This window comes from Pseudomonas sp. JC1203, assembly GCF_056175065.1.
Map to the genome: position 1 here is coordinate 109532 of NZ_JBWCAM010000012.1, position 18027 is coordinate 127558.

At 64.7% G+C, this 18027-nt stretch carries 19 protein-coding genes and 1 tRNA gene; 10 read left to right on the forward strand and 10 right to left on the reverse strand.

The window, feature by feature from the left end; genetic code table 11:
• Positions 1-37: 37 nt before the first annotated feature.
• Positions 38-406, forward strand: a complete 369-nt coding sequence (locus AC0SZ7_RS18715) for a hypothetical protein (protein WP_475505771.1) — start codon at positions 38-40, stop codon at positions 404-406.
• A gap of 1 nt (position 407) precedes the next feature.
• Positions 408-890 carry a GreA/GreB family elongation factor gene (locus AC0SZ7_RS18720; RefSeq protein WP_475505772.1) on the forward strand — a complete coding sequence of 161 codons (483 nt, stop codon included), beginning with the start codon at positions 408-410 and terminating at the stop codon, positions 888-890.
• A gap of 99 nt (positions 891-989) precedes the next feature.
• On the opposite strand, the gene AC0SZ7_RS18725 is transcribed toward AC0SZ7_RS18720, so the two are convergent.
• Entirely contained in the window at positions 990-1910 is a 921-nt protein-coding gene (locus tag AC0SZ7_RS18725) for a LysR family transcriptional regulator (RefSeq protein WP_475505773.1), read from the reverse strand.
• Between the two features lie 124 nt (positions 1911-2034).
• Between AC0SZ7_RS18725 and AC0SZ7_RS18730 the strand changes: the two genes are divergently transcribed.
• On the forward strand, positions 2035-2784 hold the full coding sequence (locus AC0SZ7_RS18730) for a 3-oxoacyl-ACP reductase family protein (protein ID WP_475505774.1): 750 nt from the start codon (positions 2035-2037) through the stop codon (positions 2782-2784).
• Here the strand turns inward: AC0SZ7_RS18730 and AC0SZ7_RS18735 are convergent.
• Complete coding sequence (locus tag AC0SZ7_RS18735; RefSeq protein ID WP_475505775.1) at positions 2736-3656, reverse strand: LysR family transcriptional regulator; 921 nt, start codon at positions 3654-3656, stop codon at positions 2736-2738. The genes AC0SZ7_RS18730 and AC0SZ7_RS18735 overlap by 49 nt on opposite strands.
• Before the next feature lie 105 nt (positions 3657-3761).
• Here AC0SZ7_RS18735 and AC0SZ7_RS18740 point away from each other — a divergent pair, with 105 nt between their 5' ends.
• On the forward strand, positions 3762-4985 hold the full coding sequence (locus AC0SZ7_RS18740) for an MFS transporter (protein WP_475505776.1): 1224 nt from the start codon (positions 3762-3764) through the stop codon (positions 4983-4985).
• Between the two features lie 20 nt (positions 4986-5005).
• The gene (locus AC0SZ7_RS18745; RefSeq protein WP_475505777.1) at positions 5006-5398 is read left to right on the forward strand and encodes a hypothetical protein; all 393 of its coding nucleotides are present in this window, start codon (positions 5006-5008) and stop codon (positions 5396-5398) included.
• Between the two features lie 18 nt (positions 5399-5416).
• Here the strand turns inward: AC0SZ7_RS18745 and AC0SZ7_RS18750 are convergent, their stop codons facing one another.
• Positions 5417-5602 (reverse strand): helix-turn-helix domain-containing transcriptional regulator, encoded by a 186-nt coding sequence (locus tag AC0SZ7_RS18750; protein ID WP_475505778.1) that lies wholly within the window; start codon positions 5600-5602, stop codon positions 5417-5419.
• Positions 5603-5734: 132 nt separating this feature from the next.
• Positions 5735-5824: transfer RNA gene (locus AC0SZ7_RS18755), tRNA-Ser, on the reverse strand.
• Positions 5825-6095: 271 nt separating this feature from the next.
• Between AC0SZ7_RS18755 and AC0SZ7_RS18760 the strand changes: the two genes are divergently transcribed.
• From AC0SZ7_RS18760 to AC0SZ7_RS18770, 3 genes are all read left to right on the forward strand, one after another.
• Positions 6096-6791 carry a crotonase/enoyl-CoA hydratase family protein gene (locus AC0SZ7_RS18760; protein ID WP_475505779.1) on the forward strand — a complete coding sequence of 232 codons (696 nt, stop codon included), beginning with the start codon at positions 6096-6098 and terminating at the stop codon, positions 6789-6791.
• A 146-nt stretch (positions 6792-6937) separates the two neighbouring features.
• On the forward strand, positions 6938-7657 hold the full coding sequence (locus AC0SZ7_RS18765; RefSeq protein ID WP_475505780.1) for a lysophospholipid acyltransferase family protein: 720 nt from the start codon (positions 6938-6940) through the stop codon (positions 7655-7657).
• Between the two features lie 73 nt (positions 7658-7730).
• Entirely contained in the window at positions 7731-8702 is a 972-nt protein-coding gene (locus AC0SZ7_RS18770) for a magnesium and cobalt transport protein CorA (protein WP_475505781.1), read from the forward strand.
• Positions 8703-8802: 100 nt separating this feature from the next.
• Here AC0SZ7_RS18770 and AC0SZ7_RS18775 read toward each other — a convergent pair whose 3' ends face one another.
• Positions 8803-9516 carry an amidotransferase gene (locus AC0SZ7_RS18775; RefSeq protein WP_475505782.1) on the reverse strand — a complete coding sequence of 238 codons (714 nt, stop codon included), beginning with the start codon at positions 9514-9516 and terminating at the stop codon, positions 8803-8805.
• A 607-nt stretch (positions 9517-10123) separates the two neighbouring features.
• On the opposite strand from AC0SZ7_RS18775, the gene AC0SZ7_RS18780 reads away from it, so the two are divergent.
• On the forward strand, positions 10124-10540 hold the full coding sequence (locus AC0SZ7_RS18780; RefSeq protein WP_475505783.1) for a rhodanese-like domain-containing protein: 417 nt from the start codon (positions 10124-10126) through the stop codon (positions 10538-10540).
• A gap of 75 nt (positions 10541-10615) precedes the next feature.
• Here the strand turns inward: AC0SZ7_RS18780 and AC0SZ7_RS18785 are convergent, their stop codons facing one another.
• From AC0SZ7_RS18785 to AC0SZ7_RS18805, 5 genes are all read right to left on the reverse strand, one after another.
• Positions 10616-11419, reverse strand: coding sequence for a transglutaminase family protein (locus AC0SZ7_RS18785; protein ID WP_475505784.1), 804 nt, complete (start codon positions 11417-11419; stop codon positions 10616-10618).
• Positions 11416-12366, reverse strand: a complete 951-nt coding sequence (locus AC0SZ7_RS18790) for an alpha-E domain-containing protein (protein WP_475505785.1) — start codon at positions 12364-12366, stop codon at positions 11416-11418. Before AC0SZ7_RS18790 ends, AC0SZ7_RS18785 begins: the two co-directional genes overlap by 4 nt.
• A gap of 13 nt (positions 12367-12379) precedes the next feature.
• On the reverse strand, positions 12380-13789 hold the full coding sequence (locus tag AC0SZ7_RS18795) for a circularly permuted type 2 ATP-grasp protein (RefSeq protein ID WP_475505786.1): 1410 nt from the start codon (positions 13787-13789) through the stop codon (positions 12380-12382).
• A 296-nt stretch (positions 13790-14085) separates the two neighbouring features.
• Positions 14086-14427 carry a ribonuclease E inhibitor RraB gene (locus AC0SZ7_RS18800; RefSeq protein WP_475505787.1) on the reverse strand — a complete coding sequence of 114 codons (342 nt, stop codon included), beginning with the start codon at positions 14425-14427 and terminating at the stop codon, positions 14086-14088.
• A 220-nt stretch (positions 14428-14647) separates the two neighbouring features.
• On the reverse strand, positions 14648-14884 hold the full coding sequence (locus tag AC0SZ7_RS18805) for a hypothetical protein (RefSeq protein WP_475505788.1): 237 nt from the start codon (positions 14882-14884) through the stop codon (positions 14648-14650).
• 177 nt (positions 14885-15061) lie between these two features.
• Here AC0SZ7_RS18805 and AC0SZ7_RS18810 point away from each other — a divergent pair, with 177 nt between their 5' ends.
• The gene (locus tag AC0SZ7_RS18810; RefSeq protein WP_475505789.1) at positions 15062-18016 is read left to right on the forward strand and encodes a hypothetical protein; all 2955 of its coding nucleotides are present in this window, start codon (positions 15062-15064) and stop codon (positions 18014-18016) included.
• Positions 18017-18027 lie beyond the last annotated feature (11 nt).

Consider the following 18027-nt stretch of genomic DNA (forward strand, 5'->3'; position numbering starts at 1 on the left):
ACAATCATAAACCTGCCCGCGCCGCCAGGAGGCCGCCATGCCCTACCGCCCCAACCACCGCCAGTTGCTTGTCACCCTCAACCCCGCGCAATTGGTGGGCTGTATTGCCCTGGGCATCTGGCTGGGCTTCCTGGCCATCGCCCTGACCACCTGGCTGGGCTACAAGCTGTTCTTCAACGCACCGCTGGCCATCACCACCCCGGCGCCACCGCCGCCGGCCATGCGCGCCCCGGATGACAGCTCGGCGATGTTCGACCAGTACAAGGACAACCTGCGCCGCCAGGAACAAAGCCAGGGCGACGCGCAGAACCATAACCAGGACCCCAAGTGCCAGTTCTGGCTGCAGCAGGACCGCACCGCCCCGACCGACAAGAGCCGCACCAATGTACTCAAGTTCTGCAACTGAAATGGACAAGCACGCCCTGCGGCAGCTGATCGTCGAACGCCTGGCGCAAGACTTCGACGTGCTGCAGCGCGCCGCGCAGACCGCCTACGAAACCGCTACCCACGAAGAAAACGTCGCTGAAAACAAGTACGACACCCTGGGCCTGGAAGCCTCGTACCTGGCCACCGGGCAGGCGCGGCGCATGGAGGAAATCCGCCAGGCGCAGGCGCTGTACCAGCAACTGACGCTACGCGAATACGACGAGCAGCGCGGCATCGAAGTGGGCGCGCTGGTCACCCTGGAAGCCGAGAACGGCCAGTTGCAATGGCTGTTCCTGGGGCCTGAGGCGGCGGGCCTGAAGATTACCCTGGCCGGCCACCTGGTCACCGTCATCACCCCGCGCTCGCCGCTGGGGCAGAGCCTGCTGGGCAAGCGCGAGGATGACGAGGTCAACATCACCGTGGCAGCCGTGCGCCAGGCCTACACCGTCATCCACGTCGCATGACCCGTAGCAGCGGCCACCAGGCCGCGTCCCCGGGCGCTGCGTTTTTTCCAGGTGTACCGGGTTGGGGCGGACGCAGCCTGCGGCAGCTGCTACGGGCAGTCAGGCGGTGAAACGCTCGGCCAGGCGTTGAGCCGCAAACTGCTCCAGCAGATAATCAATGAACGCCCGCGTCTTCCCCGGCAGCAGTTTGTGCTCGGCGTAATACAGCCATATATGCCCATCATCCACGTACCAATCGGGCAGCACCCGCTGCAAGGTGCCCGCCTGCAGGTACGGCACCGCGAACGGCATGCTCACCAGGGCAATGCCCAGGTCCTGCCCCGCCGCCACACAGGCGGCGTCGGAATCGCTGAGGGTCATGCGCGCCGGCAGGCGCAGCTCGGCCTGGGCCTGCTGGCGCCCGGTCAGCGGCCAACTGCGCACCCGCCCCGTCTGCGGCGAACGAATCAGGATACCGTCCTGCTGCTCCAGGTCCTCGGGCGTGTGCACCGGCCCGCGCTGCGCCAAATAGCCGGCTGACGCCACCAGCACCCGATGGGCCGGCGCCAGCTTGCGCGCCACCACGCCCTGGGGCAGCTCGAAGCCGCCGCCGATGGCGGCATCGAAACCCTGGCCAATCAGGTCCACCTGGCGGTTGTCGAAGTGCCAGTCGGGGGAAATGTCCGGGTAACGGCGCAGGAACTCACCCAGCAACGGCACCACGTACAGGCGCCCGAACACCGTGCCCATGCTGACCCGCAAGGTGCCCGCCGGCTGCCCCTGGGCACCGGCCAGGTTGGCCACGGCATTCTGAATCACGCCGAAGCTGGCGCTCACTTCCGCCAGGAAGCGCTGCCCCGCCTCGGTCAGGGTCAGGCGCCGGGTGCTGCGCTGGAACAGCCGCACGCCCATGCGCGCTTCCAGCCGCGCGACATTCTTGCCCACTGCCGCCGGGGTCAGGTGCAGGCGCCGCGCCGCTTCGGCAAAACTGCCGGCTTCGGCGCTGCGGACAAAACACTCTATGCTGCTGAAGGTTTCCATGGCCGCCATTCGATACCGTTGGTTTACACAGCCTATCTCAACCATGGTCTACCGGCAGCATAATCAGCAGTCGATACTGAACCCATCAACCAAGGCATCCCGCCTTGGCAACTGGAGCACCCTCATGTCGAATCAAGCGAAATTCAGCGGCAAAGTGGCCTTGGTACAAGGCGGTTCCCGCGGCATCGGCGCCGCCATCGTCAAGCGCCTGGCCGCCGAAGGCGCCGCAGTGGCCTTCACCTACGTCAGCTCCCAGGCCCCGGCCCAGGCACTGGCCGACAGCATCACCGCCGAAGGCGGCAAGGCCCTGGCCATCAAGGCCGACAGTGGCGACGCCGAAGCCATCCGCGGCGCCGTTGAACAGACGGTGCAAACCTTCGGCCGCCTGGACATCCTGGTCAACAACGCAGGCGTGCTGGCCCTCGGCCCATTGGCCGATTTCAGCCTGGAAGATTTCGACCGCACCTACGCCGTCAACGTGCGCAGCGTGTTCGTCGCCAGCCAAGCTGCTGCCAAACACATGGGCGACGGCGGGCGCATCATCAACATCGGCAGCACCAACGCCGACCGCATGCCCTTTGAAGGCGGTAGCGCCTACGCCATGAGCAAATCGGCGCTGGTGGGCCTGGTGAAAGGCCTGGCACGCGACCTGGGCCCACGAGGCATCACCGTCAACAACGTGCAGCCCGGCCCGGTGGACACCGACATGAACCCCGCCAACGGTGACTTCGCCGAGACCATGCTGGGCTTCATGGCGGTGAAACGCTACGGCCATGCCGATGAGATCGCCGGCTTCGTCAGCTACCTGGCCGGCTCGGAAGCGGGCTACATCACCGGCGCCAGCCTGACCATCGACGGTGGCTTCGGCGCCTGATCGGCCAGCACCTGTTCGAGCATCGCGACAAAGGCCCGGGCGGCCGGTGTCGGGGTGTTCGACCAGATGGCGTACACGCGGCGCACCGGCGCATCGCTGATCGGCACCGCCACCACGCCCTCGAACTCCAGCGCCACGGCGGCGGGCACCAGCCCTACCGCCAGGCCGCGCCGCACGAATTGCTCGACCAGGCGCATGTCGGTGATCTCGAACTGCACCCGGTGCGCCAAATTGGCCGCTGCGAACGCCTCGTCCGTCTGCCGCCGCGCGCCAGTGCCGGCAGCAAAGTCCACCAGCGGCTGATCCGCCAACTGCGCCAGCAACAAGCGCTCGGCGCTTGCCAACGGATGCCCCGGCGCCAGCACCGCCACCAATTCCTCATCCACCAGCGCGCGCAGCGCGACACCCTCCACCGGCGCACCCGGCCACACGCCGATCATGGCGACGTCCATGCGCCGCCCGCGCACTTCCTCCACCATCCATTCACTGCGGCCCACATTTAGATGGACATCCACCTGGGGATACAGCTGATGAAACGCGGCGATATGCTCCACCAGGTCCAGCCCGGTCAGTGACGAGATCATGCCCAGGCGCAGGCACCCGCGCACCTGGCCGCAGGCTGCCGCGACGTCATCGCCAATGCGCCGGGTAGCCTCCAGCGCCGCCCGGGCACTGCGCACGAACGCTTCACCTGCCGGGGTCAGCGCCACCCGCCGCGACGTGCGCTCGAACAGCTGCGCACCCAGCTGGCGTTCCAGCCGCGCTATCTGGTGGCTGAGCGCCGACTGCACGGTGTGGCAGCGCACGGCTGCGCGGGTGAAGCTGCCCTCATCGGCCACCGCCAGGGCATATTCGATCTGCTTGAGGTTCATGTCAGCCATCTCGTTTCGCGATCATTTCGATGACAACAATACATTGGTGTCATGAATAGCCTGTACCGATACTTGCACCGACTGCCCCTGCCCTGGAAAGCCGCCATGCCCGCACCCCATGAAAAACCGTTGAGCAGCGCCCTGATCCTGCTGATGGCCATCGCCACCGGCCTTACAGTAGCCAGCAACTATTACGCCCAGCCGTTGCTGCACACCATCGCCCAGCACCTGGGCCTGAGCACCGCCAGCGCCGGCACCATCGTCATCACCGCGCAGTTGAGCTACGGCGCCGGCCTGTTCCTGCTGGTGCCACTGGGCGACTTGCTGGAACAGCGCCGCCTGATTGTCACCATGACCCTGCTCAGCGCCAGCGGCTTGTTGATCAGCGCGTTCGCCCCCAACCTGCCGCTGCTGTTGCTGGGTACGGCCATGACCGGCCTGTTCTCGGTGGTGGCGCAGGTGCTGGTGCCCATGGCCGCGAGCCTGGCCCGCCCCGAGCATCGCGGCCGCGTGGTGGGCACGCTGATGAGCGGCCTGCTGCTGGGCATTCTGCTGGCCCGGACTGCGGCGGGCCTGGTGTCGTCGCTGGCCGACTGGCGCGCCATTTACCTGCTGGCGGCAGCCCTGTTGAGCCTGTGTGCGCTTGCCTTGGGCTTGTCGCTGCCACGCCGGCAACAGTCGGCCGGGCTCAGCTACCCGCAACTGCTGGGCTCGGTGCTGACGCTGTTCGTGGAAGAGCCGATCCTGCGCCTGCGCGCCTTGCTGGGCTTGCTGTCGTTCTGCCTGTTCGGGCTGTTCTGGGCGCCGCTGGCGTTCCTGCTGGCCGCCCCGCCCTACGGCTACTCGGACGCCGTCATCGGCCTGTTCGGCCTGGCCGGTGCGGCAGGCGCACTGGCCGCCAGCGCCGCCGGGCGCCTGGCCGACCGCGGCCAGGGCAACCTCGCCACCTTCATCGGCCTGGCCGCACTACTGGCCGCCTGGCTGCCGCTGGCCTGGGCCGGGCATTCACTGTGGGCACTGCTGGCCGGCGTGCTGGTGCTGGACCTTGCCGTGCAACTGACCCACGTCAGCAACCAGAACGCCGTCTACGCCCTGCGCCCGCAAGCGCGCAACCGCCTCAACGCCGGCTACATCACCTGCTATTTCATCGGCGGCGCACTGGGCTCCACCCTCGGCACGCAACTGTTCGCCCGCTTCGGCTGGCCAGGCATCGTCAGCGCCGGGGCCGCCATCAGCCTGCTGGCCCTGGGCGTGTGGCTGACGCGCAAACGGTCACAACCGACGAATGCCAGCCTCTCGTCGCGGGACATTGACTTGCGTCAGGGTTGAGCTATTCCAAAGGTTTGAAAATGAATGCATTCAACCTGGAAATCCCCACCATGAAGCTGACAATAAAAGCCGGTGATTTCTTGCAGTGCGAAGGCGAGTACAGCAATGGATCGCTCACACTCAAGACAGCCAACCACCCCTCCCCCGGGGAACGGATACCCCTTAGCCGCATCAAGAACATCACCGTCGCCAACCACGAGATCAACCGCAGCCTGGGCGGCGCCATCGGCTGGGGCATGGCCGGCGCGCTGGTCGCCGGCCCCATCGGCCTGGTGGCAGGCCTGTGGCTGGGCGGCAAGGAAGAACAGGTGACGTTCATCGCCACCCTGAAAGACGGCCGCAAGCTGACCGCAGTGGCGGACAGCCGGACGTTTTCGAAGTTGAATGGGAGGTTGCAGGGGCTGCGTGCTTGAAGCGGATCGCGGCCCCCGTCATTGAGAGGGGGGCTGCCTGTCAGGAAGGTGGCGCGCAGTGGCACGCACAATTGTCGCCAGCGCCATCGCAATAAAAGCTGGGTCTTCCCCCGCCTCGTTTATACAGGCGTCCAGATAGAGAGCGATGTCCTCTTCGGACACGAGATGATCCGCTGAATCCCAGCGGGTGAAGGATTCTGTCATGCGCGCGGTTCCTTCCAGGATTATCGCGCCAGACCGTAGACTAACCGTCGCACCCATTCAATCCTGAGAAACATCCACAAACAAAAAACCCCTGAAACGTTGCCGTTCCAGGGGTCTCTTGCGTATCGAATATGGCGGTGAAGAAGGGATTCGAACCCTTGATACAGTTTCCTGTATACACACTTTCCAGGCGTGCTCCTTCAGCCACTCGGACACTTCACCGTTTTCTCTTCAAACATGTTCTGTCTGTCGAGGCGCGCTAATGTAGTCGAAAGCTTTTCGGATGGCAAACATTTTTTTCAACTTTTTCATGCAGTTATGCCGATCCGGGGAAAACGGCCTGTGTTCAGGGCAAACCGGCCATGGCGCATGGGGGCTGCCCGGCCGGCGCGGGTGGCGGCGGTTAGCGTGACTGGCGGGTCAGTCACGGTGCTTTACCTGGCGGGGCGGGCTGGGTAACGTCAGCGGCAAAACCCTAACAAGGAACACCGTCATGAGCGAGTTGATCGATTACCACCTGGAAGATGGCATTGCCACGCTGACGCTAAGCAACGGCAAGGTCAACGCGATCTCCCCGGATGTCATCGCCGCCTTCAATGCTGCGCTGGACCGTGCCGAGCAGGATCGCGCCGTGGTCATCATCACCGGCCAGCCTGGCATCCTGAGCGGCGGCTATGACCTCAAGGTCATGACTGCCGGCCCGCAACAGGCCATTGGCCTGGTCACGTCCGGGTCGACCCTGGCGCGCCGGCTGCTGTCGCACCCCTTCCCTGTCGTGGTGGCCTGCACGGGGCATGCGGTGGCCAAGGGCGCGTTCCTGCTGTTGTCGGTGGATTACCGCATCGGCGTCGATGGGCCGTTCAGCATCGGCCTGAACGAGGTGCAGATCGGCATGACCATGCACCACGCCGGCATCGAGCTGGCCCGTGACCGGCTGGGCAAGGCGGCTTTCCACCGCTCGGTGATCAACGGCGAGATGTTCACGCCCAAGACCGCCGTGGACGCAGGCTTCCTGGACGTTGTGGTGCCGGCCGAGCAGTTGCGCGAACAAGCGCTGGCGGCCGCGCAGCAATTGAAGAAGATCAACATGAGCGCGCATCGCAAGACCAAGCTGAAGGTACGCAAGGCGCTGCTGGAGTTGCTGGATGACGCGATCATCCGCGACCAGGAGCATTCGGTTACGGCGTGATCGTGCCGCGCGCCATAGCCCCGTAGCAGCGGCCGCCAGGCCGCGCCCCCAGGCACCACCGTATGCCTGGGGTAGCCATATAGTTAATTGATCCAATCGCCACCCCGCCCTTAAACTCCAGCGCTCTGCCAAAGGTGAGTCGCTGGATGCTTTTTATCGTTCGCATGTTTCTGATGGGGCTGCATTTCCTTGCAGTGGGTGGCGTGGGCCTGGTGATAGGGCTGTGCCGCCCCTTTCATCCCGACAACAGCCGGGTGTTCGCCCGCCTGTATTCGCGACCGGCCCTCAAGATACTCGGCGTCAACCTGGAGGCCCAGGTAGGCCCACTGTTCGACCAGCCGCCCGGCTGCGTGATCATCGCCAACCACCAGTCCAACTACGACCTGTTCATGCTGGGCAAGGTGGTGCCGCGCCGCACGGTGTGCATCGGCAAGAAGAGCCTGAAGTGGGTGCCGTTCTTCGGCCAGCTGTTCTGGCTGGGCGGCAACGTGCTGATCAACCGTGGCAACGCCTACCAGGCGCGCCGCGCGTTGCAGACCACCACCCGCACCCTGCAACGCGACACTTCCATCTGGGTATTTCCCGAAGGCACGCGCAACGCCGGCAATGAACTGCTGCCGTTCAAGAAGGGCGCGTTCCAGATGGCCATCGACGCCGGCGTGCCTATAGTGCCGCTGTGCGTCAGCCGCTACGCCCGCAGCGTGCGCCTGAACCGCTGGCGCGCCGGGCGCATTGCGGTGCGCTCCCTGCCCCCCATCGCCACCCGGGGGCTGACCAGCAAGGACATCCCGGAGCTGATACGCCAGTGCCGCGAGCAGATGCAGCAGTGCATCGACAGCCTCGACCGCGAGGTGCAAAGCGCTTGAACCCCTTGCAGCTTGCCGACTCTCAACAGTGGGACCAAGCTGCATTCACTGCCATCAGAACAAGAGCCAAACCATGGGTCGAGTCGTTGCCGCGGCGGTCTACAGCGCCGGGAAGAAAGTCGTTGATATCAGCCTGGATGAAGGTGCCGCCTGGGCGAAGAAACCAGGGCATTTTGTCTGGATCGGGCTGGAGCAGCCCAACGCCGCAGAACTGGCCAACCTGCAGCGCCAGTTCGGCCTGCACGAACTGGCCATAGAAGACGCCCTGGAAAAGCACAGCCGGCCAAAGCTGGAAACCTTCGGCGACGCGCTGTTCATCGTCACCTATTCCCCGGTGCGCCTGGACGGCAAGCTGGAGTTCATCGAAACCCACATTTTCGCCGGCAAGGGCTACATCATCACCGCCCGCAACGGCCACTCGGCATCTTATTCACTGGTGCGCCAGCGCTGCGAGGCGCGCCCGTTGCTGCTGGAACACGGCGAGGACTTCGTGCTGTACGCGCTGCTGGATTTCGTCACTGAAAACTACCAGCCGGTGAGCGAGGCCATTCATGGCGAGATCGAGCAGATAGAAGCCGCGGTGCTCGCCGATTGCCTGCGCGAGGCCGACGTGCAGCGCCTGCACGGCCTGCGCCGCGAACTGCTGCGCCTGCGCCGCTACGTGGCGCCCATGGTGGAAATCAGCGAAGAACTGCAGCGCCTGGACTTCCCCTTCATCGACAAGAACATGCGCCCCTACTTCCGCGACGTGGAGATCCACGTGACCCGGCAAATGGAAGACCTGGGCACCATGCGCGACATCGCCAGCCAGACCATCGAGGTGGGCATGCTGCTGGAGTCGTCGCGGCAAAGCATCGTGCAGCGCAAGTTTGCCGCGTGGGCGGCGATACTCGCGTTCCCCACGGCGGTGGCGGGTATTTACGGGATGAACTTCCAGAACATGCCGGAGCTGCACTGGCAGTACGGCTATTTCGTGGTGCTGGGGGCAATTGCGGTGGGGTGTGGGGCGTTGTTCGCAAGCTTCAAGCGTTCTGGCTGGTTGTAATAAAACATCTGATCATGTGGGAGCTGGCTTGCCAGCGAGGTGTTGAGGCCCCAAAAGCTCGCTGGCAAGCCAGCTCCCACAAAAACAGCGTTGCAATGGCTCAGCGGCCCTGGGCGACGAAGCGCATCATCCATTCGCCCACCAGGGCGCCCTGGTGTTCGCGCGCAAGGCTGGCCACGGCCTTGCCATGCACCGCTTCACCCAGGCTCTGCACGCGCAGGTCCAGCAGCGCGCGCGAGTAGTCGTGCATGAACTCCGGGTGGCCCTGGAAACACAGCACTTGGTCGCCGATGTGGTAGGCGGCGTTCGGGCAGAACGCGCTGGAGGCCACCACGGTGGCGCCTTCGGGCAGCGCGGTCACCTGGTCCTGGTGACTGATCAGCAAGGCCAGTTCACTGGCTGGCGGGGTCATCCACGCCGCAGTGGTGTCCACCTGGTAGTCATGCACGCCCACGCCCCAGCCCTGGTTCGCCCGCTCGGCACGGCCGCCCAGCAGCAGCGCCAGCAACTGGTGGCCGAAGCACACGCCCAGCAGCTTGTCACCGCGCTTGTAGCGGGCCAGCAGGAAGGTCTTGAGGGTCTGGATCCAGGGGTCGGTGCCGAACGAGTCGGCCTTGCTGCCCGTGACCAGGTAGGCGTCGAACACCTCGCCCTCGGGCGGGTACTCGCCATTGAGCACGTTATAGATAGAGAACTGCGCGGCAACGGGCTGGCGCGCGAACAGCTGTTCGAACATCCGGCCGTAGCCCTGGTATTGCTCGACCAGCTCAGGCCGCAGGACATCGGTTTCCAGGATGCAGATGCGTAACGACATAGAAAGAGTACCCGACACGATTAGAGGCAACAGTGCACGGCGCTGAGACTGCGCGAATCAACGCGCCCTTGCAAGTCCATGGCCGTTCAACCAGCGCCTTTTTGCGCCGTTCGGCGGCGGCTGACGAACGGTCACGGCCGGGCAAAGCTGGCTTCGAAGGCAAGCAGCGTGTCTAGCGTGGGTATCAAGCAGATGTTCAGCGCCTTGCTAGACGGATTGGCGATTGGTTAACGAATAAGGCAGACGAAAGCGTTCTAAGCCTCACCCCGCGTGGGCCCTACTGTTAGAAATATCGCTTCAGCTTCTCGAGGATTTTCGGGCACGCGGGCGATGGCGGTAAAGGTGCACGTCTTCGCCCGGCCACAAGGCCCGCAGTCGGCGCAAAGGAAGAATAACAAAGAAGGCAGCCAACCATGTTCAAACACGACAAAGTACGCCAGGCGGGCATTATCGTCGCCATCACCACACTGTTGCTTATCCTCCCCAACCTGACCCGGCTGTTCGGCTGAATACCACCGACCGGCACCTGAATATTTTTTGCCGCCCGTTGCTACCGGGCTGTGCGCATCTGTGCCAATCTTCAGGTTGAATTCCTGGAGATTGGCCAATGCGCAGATGGATCGCCCCCCTGTCCCTTTCACTGCTGATCAGCACCCAGGCCCATGCCTACGTCGACATTGACGAGGCGGTGGACCAGATCGGAAACGGCGTGATGATTCTCGACGTGCGCACCGATGACCAGTATTCCGCTGGCCACATCAACAATGCGCTGCAGGTGGACATTTCCCTGCGGCCCCTCTCTTCCAGCGACACCGACGCGCGCGGGCTGGCGTACCAGCTGGCCAAGGCTATCCAGAACAAGGCCCAGGTCGTGGTGCTGTACAGCGACACCGACCAGAACGCCAACAAGGCGGAGGCTGCGCTGAAGAAAGCCGGCTTCCTGGGCATCATCAACGGTGGCAATTACCTGGATTTGAATTCGGCGCTGTTCCGGCTGTGCCAGAAGGACAGCTTCTACTGCTGATGTGCGGTGGCCTTCAGGCGCCGCGCAGCCTGCGGCAGCGGCTACAGGGCGTAGCGGCTGCCGAAGGCCAGAGGGTTACTGCACCTGCACCTGCACCATCGGCGTCGGGGTCACGTGCACCTTGGCGTGCATCTGCTCGAAGCCGCCCCCGCGGCGCATGCCGCGTACCGGGCAGGCGTCCAGGTAGTCCAGGCCCACGGCCAGTTTCAGGTGGCGCTCGGGGCGCGCCAGCTGGTTGGTCACGTCGAAACTGTACCAGGCGTCATCCAGCCAGGCTTCGGCCCAGGCGTGGCTGGCCAGGTGTTCACTTTCCCCACTGAACAGGTAGCCCGATACGTAGCGCGCCGGCACGCCCAGGCTGCGCGCGCAGGCCAGGAACGCGTGGGTGTGGTCCTGGCACACGCCGGCACGCGCGGCGAAAGCCTGGGCGGCGCTGGTATCCACTTCGGTAGCGCCAGGCGTGTAGCTGATGTGCTGGTTCAGCGCCTGCATCAGGTCGATCAGCGCGGTACGGTCGGTACGCTGGCCACACTCCTTGGCGGCAAAGGCACGCAGCGCCTCGTCAGCCTCGGTGAGGCGGGTGAAGCGGCGGAACGGCAGCGGCGACTGTGCTTCGTGCTCGGCTTCACGGGTCTCGTCGATGTCGACCTGGCCGCGGGCGCCGATGATGATGTCGTGGTGCGGCTCGTCCAGGGTCAGCACGTGCAGGATGTTGCCGAACGGGTCGATCTGCGCGCGCACATGGCGCGGCAGGTCCAGCTGCCAGCTGAGCACATGCTGGCGCTCGCTGTCGTGGGGAGTCAGGCGCAGGTACTGGATGCTGGCGCGCACTTCGTCATCGTAGTGGTAGGCGGTCTCGTGGCTGATGGAGAGTCTCATACTGCCTCCAGGTAGGAACTGTGAATGGCGTTGCCCAGCTGTGCCACCAGCGGGATGAATTCGGTCAGCCAGGCGTGCAGGCCCTCGTCGAGTATCTCGCCGATGCCGGTGTAGCGCAGGCGCGCGTCCAGCTCGGCGGCCAGGCGCTGGGCCGGGCGGCCATTGAGGCCGGGCAGCGAGGCCAGGATCTGGTCGATTTCCTCGGTGCAGGCGCGCAGTGAACGCGGCACGTCGGCGCGCAGCAGCAACATCTCCGCCACGTTGTTGGCGGAGGGCGCGTCGCGGTAGATCTCGGTGTAGGCCTCGAACGACGACAGCGCCCGCAACAGCGCACTCCACTGGTAGTAACTGCGCGCCGAGCTTTCATCCACCAGCGCGGCTTCGTCACCCAGCATCTCGTAGCGCGCGTCCACCAGGCGCAGGGTGTTGTCGGCGCGCTCGATGAACGTGCCCAGGCGGATGAAACGAAACGCGTCGTTGCGCATGATGGTGCCGTAGGTGGCGCCACGGAACAGGTGCGAACGTTCCTTGATCCACTCGCAGAACCGGCTGAGGCCGTAACGCCCCAGGCCCTGCTCGGCGATGCCGCGAATTTCCAGCCAGGTGGAGTTGATGTTTTCCCACATGTCGGCGGTGATTCGCCCACGCACCGCGTGGGCACTGGCGCGGGCAGCGCCCAGGCAGCTGTAGAGGCTGGCCGGGTTGCTGGCGTCCAGAGCGAAGAAGTGCAGCAGGCGCTCGGCGTGCAACTGACCGTGGCGCTCGAGGTAGTCATCCAGGGTGCCGGTGATCAACAGCGGCATGGCCATTTCTTCCAGGCCGTCGCCACGGCCATCCTGGGGCATCAGGGACAGCGAATAGCTGACCTCGAGCATGCGCGCCAGGTTCTCCGCGCGTTCCAGGTAACGCGACATCCAATACAGATCAGAGGCAGTTCTACTCAGCATTTGGCAGGCATCCTTAATCCTCGACCACCCAGGTGTCCTTGGTTCCGCCACCCTGTGACGAGTTGACCACCAGCGAGCCCTCGCGCAGCGCCACGCGGGTCAGCCCGCCAGGCACCACTCGGGTTTCGCGGCCGGCCAGCACGAACGGGCGCAGGTCGATATGGCGTGGGGCAATGCCGTTTTCGACGAAGGTCGGGCAGGTCGACAACGACAGCGTCGGTTGCGCGATGTAGGCATGGGGCCGCGCCTTCAGGCGCGCACGGAAGTTCTCGATCTCGGCCGCGCTGGCGGCTGGGCCTACCAGCATGCCGTAGCCGCCCGAGCCTTGGGTTTCCTTGACCACCAGGTCCGGCAGGTTGGCCAGCACGTGGGACAGCTCGTTGGGGTTGCGGCACTGCCACGTCGGCACGTTCTTGAGGATCGGCTCTTCATCCAGGTAGAAACGGATCATGTCGGTGACGTACGGGTACACCGACTTGTCGTCGGCCACGCCGGTGCCGATGGCGTTCGCCAACACCACGTTGCCCGAACGGTACGCGGCCAGCAGGCCAGGTACGCCCAGCATCGACTCGGGGTTGAAGGCCAGCGGGTCGAGGTAGGCATCGTCCAGGCGGCGGTAAATCACGTCCACTGCCTTGGGGCCGTCGGTGGTGCGCATGAACACGCGGTCGTCGCGTACAAACAGGTCGGCGCCTTCCACCAGCTCCACGCCCATCTCGCGCGCCAGGAAGGCGTGCTCGAAGAAGGCGCTGTTGAACCGCCCCGGGGTCAGCACCACCACGCTTGGGTTATCCAGGTGGCTGGAGCTTTTCAGGGTGTCGAGCAGCATGCTCGGGTAATGGTCGATGGGGGCGATGCGCTGCGCGGCGAACAGCTCGGGGAACAGGCGCATCATCATCTTGCGGTCTTCGAGCATGTAGCTCACGCCGCTGGGGGTGCGCAGGTTGTCTTCCAGCACGTAATAACTGCCATCGCCGTCGCGCACCAGGTCGACGCCGGAAATGTGCGAGTAGATGTCACGGTGCAGGTTGAGGCCCTGCATCGCCAGCTGATACTGCTCGTTGGCCAGCACCTGCTCGGCGGGGATGATCCCGGCCTTGATGATGCGCTGGTCGTGATACAGGTCGGCCAGGAACATGTTCAGTGCCTTGACCCGCTGGATACACCCGCGCTCCACCACCCGCCATTCACTGGCCGGGATGCTGCGCGGGATGGTATCGAAGGGAATCAGCCGCTCGGTGCCCTGCTCGTCGCCATAGAGCGTGAAGGTGATGCCAGCCCGGTAGAACAGCAGATCGGCTTCCCGGCGCCGCTGCGCCAGAAGCTCTTCGGGGGTTTCGGCCAGCCAGCGCGCGAACTCCCGGTAATGCGGGCGGACAATACCGCCGGCATCGTACATCTCATCATAAAAGGTGCGGATCATGCCGTACTCCTTGTCACCCGGACATCAAGCCCATCGCAAGGCCCGTGCCATCGGCAGAAACGCTTAAAAAACAACAAGTTGGATAACGCTCGATTTGCGTTCGCACCATTCCTGTGCGTCATTGACCCCAACCCGTTCCCGGACGCCTCATTGCGAAGCGGTAGTTCAAGGTTTGTCGCTATGAGCAGCATAGACAGAGTTGATTTCAGCGAGCGTGTTCCACACAGTTTTTTTGCACGCCTTGAAACTAAAACGGCCGGCCCTTGGGGCCAGCCGTCATGTATTGCGGGGGTCGTCTAAGCCTGCAGGCGCTGCACCTGATGCTTCACACCCCACCCTTCCATCTCCCCGCCCAGCGGTTCGATCACGGCTTCGAAGTCCTGCTCGAACTCGCCAATGCCGCCATAGGTGGCGTACATCACCTTGCTCAACTCCAGGTACCAGGCCCCATCGTCGCGTTCGCTGACCTGGGCGTTGAGTGATTCGCCCTGGAACTTGCCCGCTGCCGTGCGCGCACGCTTTTCGTCCGGGAACACGGCATAGAACTCGATGGGATGAATGCTGGCAAAATCGAAGCCGCCTTCCTTCATGCGGCGCAGCACGTGGGTGCTGATGTCTTCTTGATAGGCTGTGCTCATGAATCGTCCTCCTCATCATTGATGGATAGACTTTCAGTACTTCCAGGACCTCCGTTGACAGATAACGACTGCAAGGGGAATGCGCGACCCAAGCGGGCCACCCGGAAACAAGCATGGAGCTGACAAGACGAGAGCGCAGCCTGACGAACGGGCCGGTCTCGATTGCAGAGTAGCGCGAAGGCAGCGCCTGTGCCAGAGGGTCAGGCGCACCGATTGCAGATCAGTCGACTGGCGTCACAGAAACGATTTCCATGGCATTCATCTCCTTGAGCGCCTTGGCCGCAGGTTCCGCGGCCCGGTTGTCGAAATCATTGAGGTCGGCCTTTTCCAGCACCGGGCGGTAATAGGCGCGTACGTGCCTGGCCGCCTCGTCCTTGTCGGGACGCACGTCGGCATCCACTTGCAGGTTCAATTGCTGGCCGTGTTCATCGATAAACGCGATTTGCCACTTTTTCATCAAGATCTCCTCGGCAGAACGGAGTCGACACGCAAGGCTTGCGCCTTACTTCACTTGACCGGCCAGGGCCGGCATCGTTCCGGCCGCGTGCCCGCCAGCGGCAATGATTCATTTAGATAACACCCTGGCAGGCACGCGAACCCGCGAAATGCACCGTTTCCACCCAAGGAAACGGTCATGACTGACACCCTGGTTGCCACGAAGCACTACGATGACGTGCTCACCCACTACCACACCCTGCTGGATACCCTGGCCCTGGCGCCCACGCCGCTTTCGGTATTCCAGCGCATGGGGCAACGCCTTGAACCCGATGACCCGCGCACGCCGCTGGAAAAGCTGCCCAAGGCCTACCCCGGCCGTTGCCGCGACTACCGGCGCACCGACGCCGGCCAGGCCCACGCGGCGCTTGCCGCCACCGCGCTGGGCGGCCATGTGTATGCCCAGGCCGAACTGCTGCGTGCCGATGGCCTGCTTGGCCAAGAACATTGGCTGATGGCCAAGAGCGTCTACCAGTGGCCCGAGCTGGCTGAGCGCACCCGCTATTACGGTCGCGTCACCCGCACGTATACCCTGCACCTGGATACCCGCGACGCCCGCGTGCAGGCCATTGGCAGTTTCGTCCTGGCGCAGTCGGCGCGGGTCCCGCTGGCCAACCTGGCCCAAACCGAAGAGGTCGGCCTGTTGCTGCTGTTCACCCCGGGTGGCGGCCTGGAAGCCTTCGCTGACCTGGCCGGCCTGCGCCAGCGCCTGGCCCAGCGCGATACCCTGCGGCCCGGCGTGCCCACCCGCGACCAAAAACGCCTGGACCGCGAGCCTGAGGCCCCGGTGAGCTTCGATGAAATCACCGAGCACCTGTTTGCCCAACTACTGGTGCACTGGCATGAAAAGCAGCTGGACGACTTCAACTACCACCTGCGCCAGCGTGAACTCAGCCCGCTGCTGGGCGAGGAATGGGTAACAGGCGTGACGCGTGCCACCGACCTGCACGACGCGTTCAACCCCCACGGTTTCTTCAGCCGCCGCACCGCTGCGCTGCTGCAGGCCATCTCCCCGCCATGGCTGGCAGACGCCGCGCCCGCCGCCCGGCAAGCACTGGCAGAACGTACCCGCACGCTGATCAATTACCACCTGCGGTTCCAGCAATTGATGAACCAGTTGCCCAGCCTCAAGGGTTTTGCCAAGGCGCGCGTAGAGGGCGAGCTGCGCCGCAGGCTCAAGCGCAGGGTCAACGTCGACCAGCTGTACCTCAGCGAGGCACGCGTGCTGGGGGTGATTCCCAACTTCTGGAAAGGCTTGCCCTGGCTGATCTACAGCGAGGTGAAACGCGGCCGCGACGTGACCCCGATCGTCGACAAGGCCCTTGCCAACATCAGCCCCCTGGACGTGGACTACCGCCTGACCGCGCTGGTGGTCGACCAGCACCGCGCTATCGTTCCCGGCCTTGAAGCCGACCTCATCCGCGACGTGGTGCGCGAGGTAGATGTAGGCGGCACCTACCCAGCCTTCATCCGTGGCCAGATCGACAACGCCGCGCACCTGAAATTTCACGCCGCCTTCGCCTGCCTGCAGCGCGCCCGCCACGCCGTGCAACGCCAGCGCACGGCCATGGGCGCCCCGCCCGACCCGGCCTGGAACCCGGCCCTGGAGGGCGACCTGCTGACCGAAGCCGCGCTGGACGCAGGCTTCGAGGCCGAAATCGCCACGTTGATGGCAGCAGCCGACGCTGCCTCTACCAGCGACCGCGAAAGCGACGTGCAGGTGGCAACCACCCTGTGCACCGTGGCGGTCTCGGCAGTGGCCATGGCCATCAACCCGTGGCTGGGCCTGGCGGTAAACGGCCTGCTCAGCGCCCGGGCGGTGGCCGACGGGGTGAGGGCCTGGAAGCGCGGCGAGCATGAACGTGCCGTCGATGAGATAGGCGGCGCACTGGCCGGGCTGATTCCCGTGGGGCACCTGCCGGGGCCGGCACATACCCCCGTGGCGCTGTTCAGGGCGGGCCCCGAAACCCTGCAGCCACGCCTGATGGGTATGCGACCGATCAGCGAGCCCGTGCCGCCCCTGCCCGAGGCCACGGCCGACCTTACGCAAACCCCTGCCGATGCCGACGGTGTCCACCACGTGGCCGGGCGGCACTACATTCGGCACATCGACAGCCCCACCCAGGTGCGCCAGCACGAGGTGGACTACAGCGCCACCCATGGCAGCTACCGCGCCCTCGACGCCGAGCAGCCAGATGCCCTGCGCCAGCCTGTTCGTCGCAGCGGCTCCATGGCCTGGCGCACTCACGTCGCCCGCCTGTGGTCGCCCGAGTTCGAGGTGCCGGTAGTGGAGCCACCCGTGGTCGAGGCGCCTGCGCCGGTGGTCGAACAGCCGCAGCATTGGGTGGACCCGAACCTGCTGGCCCAGGCCGGGCTGGAACCCCACGATGAAGCGGCTTTTGCCGAGGCGGCGCAATGGCTGGAACAAGGCCAGTTCCAGTTCCACGAAGAAGAGGTGCTGGCACCACCTGCCATTCAAGCGCACGCCATCGTGGATTTACTGGAAACCGGGGAACCGCTGGTCTTAACCCCGGGGACGCTGGGCACCGATCAACTGGCGGTTTCACGCTTTGCCTTGGAGGGGCTCCAGCATCCCTGGCAGGTGCCGCCCGAGCAGATGCCCACCTACGCAGATGAGATCGGCAGGCTGCGCACACTGCACTACAACGCGCTGCGAGGTCGGCGCGACCTGGTGCTTCAGCGCAGCATCAACGCCAGCCTCGCCCGCCGTGTGGTGGCGCAGCAAGGCTACGAGGTGATGGATGTCATCGACGTGCGCGGCATCGAGATGCCGGTCTGCCGCCACCCACACACCCGTACGGTCTACGTGGTGCACCCCCGGCTCATGTTCTGGGATACCGACGCTTTCAACTTCACCGGAACAATGATGGGCCTGACTGACCATTCCTGGGCGCACGCCATCCTGCGCCATGTGCCCCGCGGTGACGTGCGCCGGGCAATGCGCCGGGCCAACAACACGCGCCAGCTGTTGCCGGCCATCGTGGTGGCAGATGTAGGCGAAACCCTTGGCGATACGCGCATCTACCTGAACAGGTTGATCATCCAGCGGCCGGGCGGCCCCTCGAACGGTTGATTTCCACCCAG

What these genes read in the sequence shown, in the direction of transcription:
- AC0SZ7_RS18800 (WP_475505787.1), bottom strand. Translation starts at nt 14,427, where the DNA reads ATGAGCACAGCCTATCAAGAAGACATCAGCACCCACGTGCTGCGCCGC.
- AC0SZ7_RS18745 (WP_475505777.1), top strand. Translation starts at nt 5,006, where the DNA reads ATGAATGCATTCAACCTGGAAATCCCCACCATGAAGCTGACAATAAAA.
- AC0SZ7_RS18775 (WP_475505782.1), bottom strand. Translation starts at nt 9,516, where the DNA reads ATGTCGTTACGCATCTGCATCCTGGAAACCGATGTCCTGCGGCCTGAG.
- AC0SZ7_RS18765 (WP_475505780.1), top strand. Translation starts at nt 6,938, where the DNA reads ATGCTTTTTATCGTTCGCATGTTTCTGATGGGGCTGCATTTCCTTGCA.
- AC0SZ7_RS18795 (WP_475505786.1), bottom strand. Translation starts at nt 13,789, where the DNA reads ATGATCCGCACCTTTTATGATGAGATGTACGATGCCGGCGGTATTGTC.
- AC0SZ7_RS18725 (WP_475505773.1), bottom strand. Translation starts at nt 1,910, where the DNA reads ATGGAAACCTTCAGCAGCATAGAGTGTTTTGTCCGCAGCGCCGAAGCC.
- AC0SZ7_RS18760 (WP_475505779.1), top strand. Translation starts at nt 6,096, where the DNA reads ATGAGCGAGTTGATCGATTACCACCTGGAAGATGGCATTGCCACGCTG.
- AC0SZ7_RS18750 (WP_475505778.1), bottom strand. Translation starts at nt 5,602, where the DNA reads ATGACAGAATCCTTCACCCGCTGGGATTCAGCGGATCATCTCGTGTCC.
- AC0SZ7_RS18740 (WP_475505776.1), top strand. Translation starts at nt 3,762, where the DNA reads ATGCCCGCACCCCATGAAAAACCGTTGAGCAGCGCCCTGATCCTGCTG.
- AC0SZ7_RS18805 (WP_475505788.1), bottom strand. Translation starts at nt 14,884, where the DNA reads ATGAAAAAGTGGCAAATCGCGTTTATCGATGAACACGGCCAGCAATTG.
- AC0SZ7_RS18770 (WP_475505781.1), top strand. Translation starts at nt 7,731, where the DNA reads ATGGGTCGAGTCGTTGCCGCGGCGGTCTACAGCGCCGGGAAGAAAGTC.
- AC0SZ7_RS18715 (WP_475505771.1), top strand. Translation starts at nt 38, where the DNA reads ATGCCCTACCGCCCCAACCACCGCCAGTTGCTTGTCACCCTCAACCCC.
- AC0SZ7_RS18810 (WP_475505789.1), top strand. Translation starts at nt 15,062, where the DNA reads ATGACTGACACCCTGGTTGCCACGAAGCACTACGATGACGTGCTCACC.
- AC0SZ7_RS18730 (WP_475505774.1), top strand. Translation starts at nt 2,035, where the DNA reads ATGTCGAATCAAGCGAAATTCAGCGGCAAAGTGGCCTTGGTACAAGGC.
- AC0SZ7_RS18780 (WP_475505783.1), top strand. Translation starts at nt 10,124, where the DNA reads ATGCGCAGATGGATCGCCCCCCTGTCCCTTTCACTGCTGATCAGCACC.
- AC0SZ7_RS18785 (WP_475505784.1), bottom strand. Translation starts at nt 11,419, where the DNA reads ATGAGACTCTCCATCAGCCACGAGACCGCCTACCACTACGATGACGAA.
- AC0SZ7_RS18735 (WP_475505775.1), bottom strand. Translation starts at nt 3,656, where the DNA reads ATGAACCTCAAGCAGATCGAATATGCCCTGGCGGTGGCCGATGAGGGC.
- AC0SZ7_RS18720 (WP_475505772.1), top strand. Translation starts at nt 408, where the DNA reads ATGGACAAGCACGCCCTGCGGCAGCTGATCGTCGAACGCCTGGCGCAA.
- AC0SZ7_RS18790 (WP_475505785.1), bottom strand. Translation starts at nt 12,366, where the DNA reads ATGCTGAGTAGAACTGCCTCTGATCTGTATTGGATGTCGCGTTACCTG.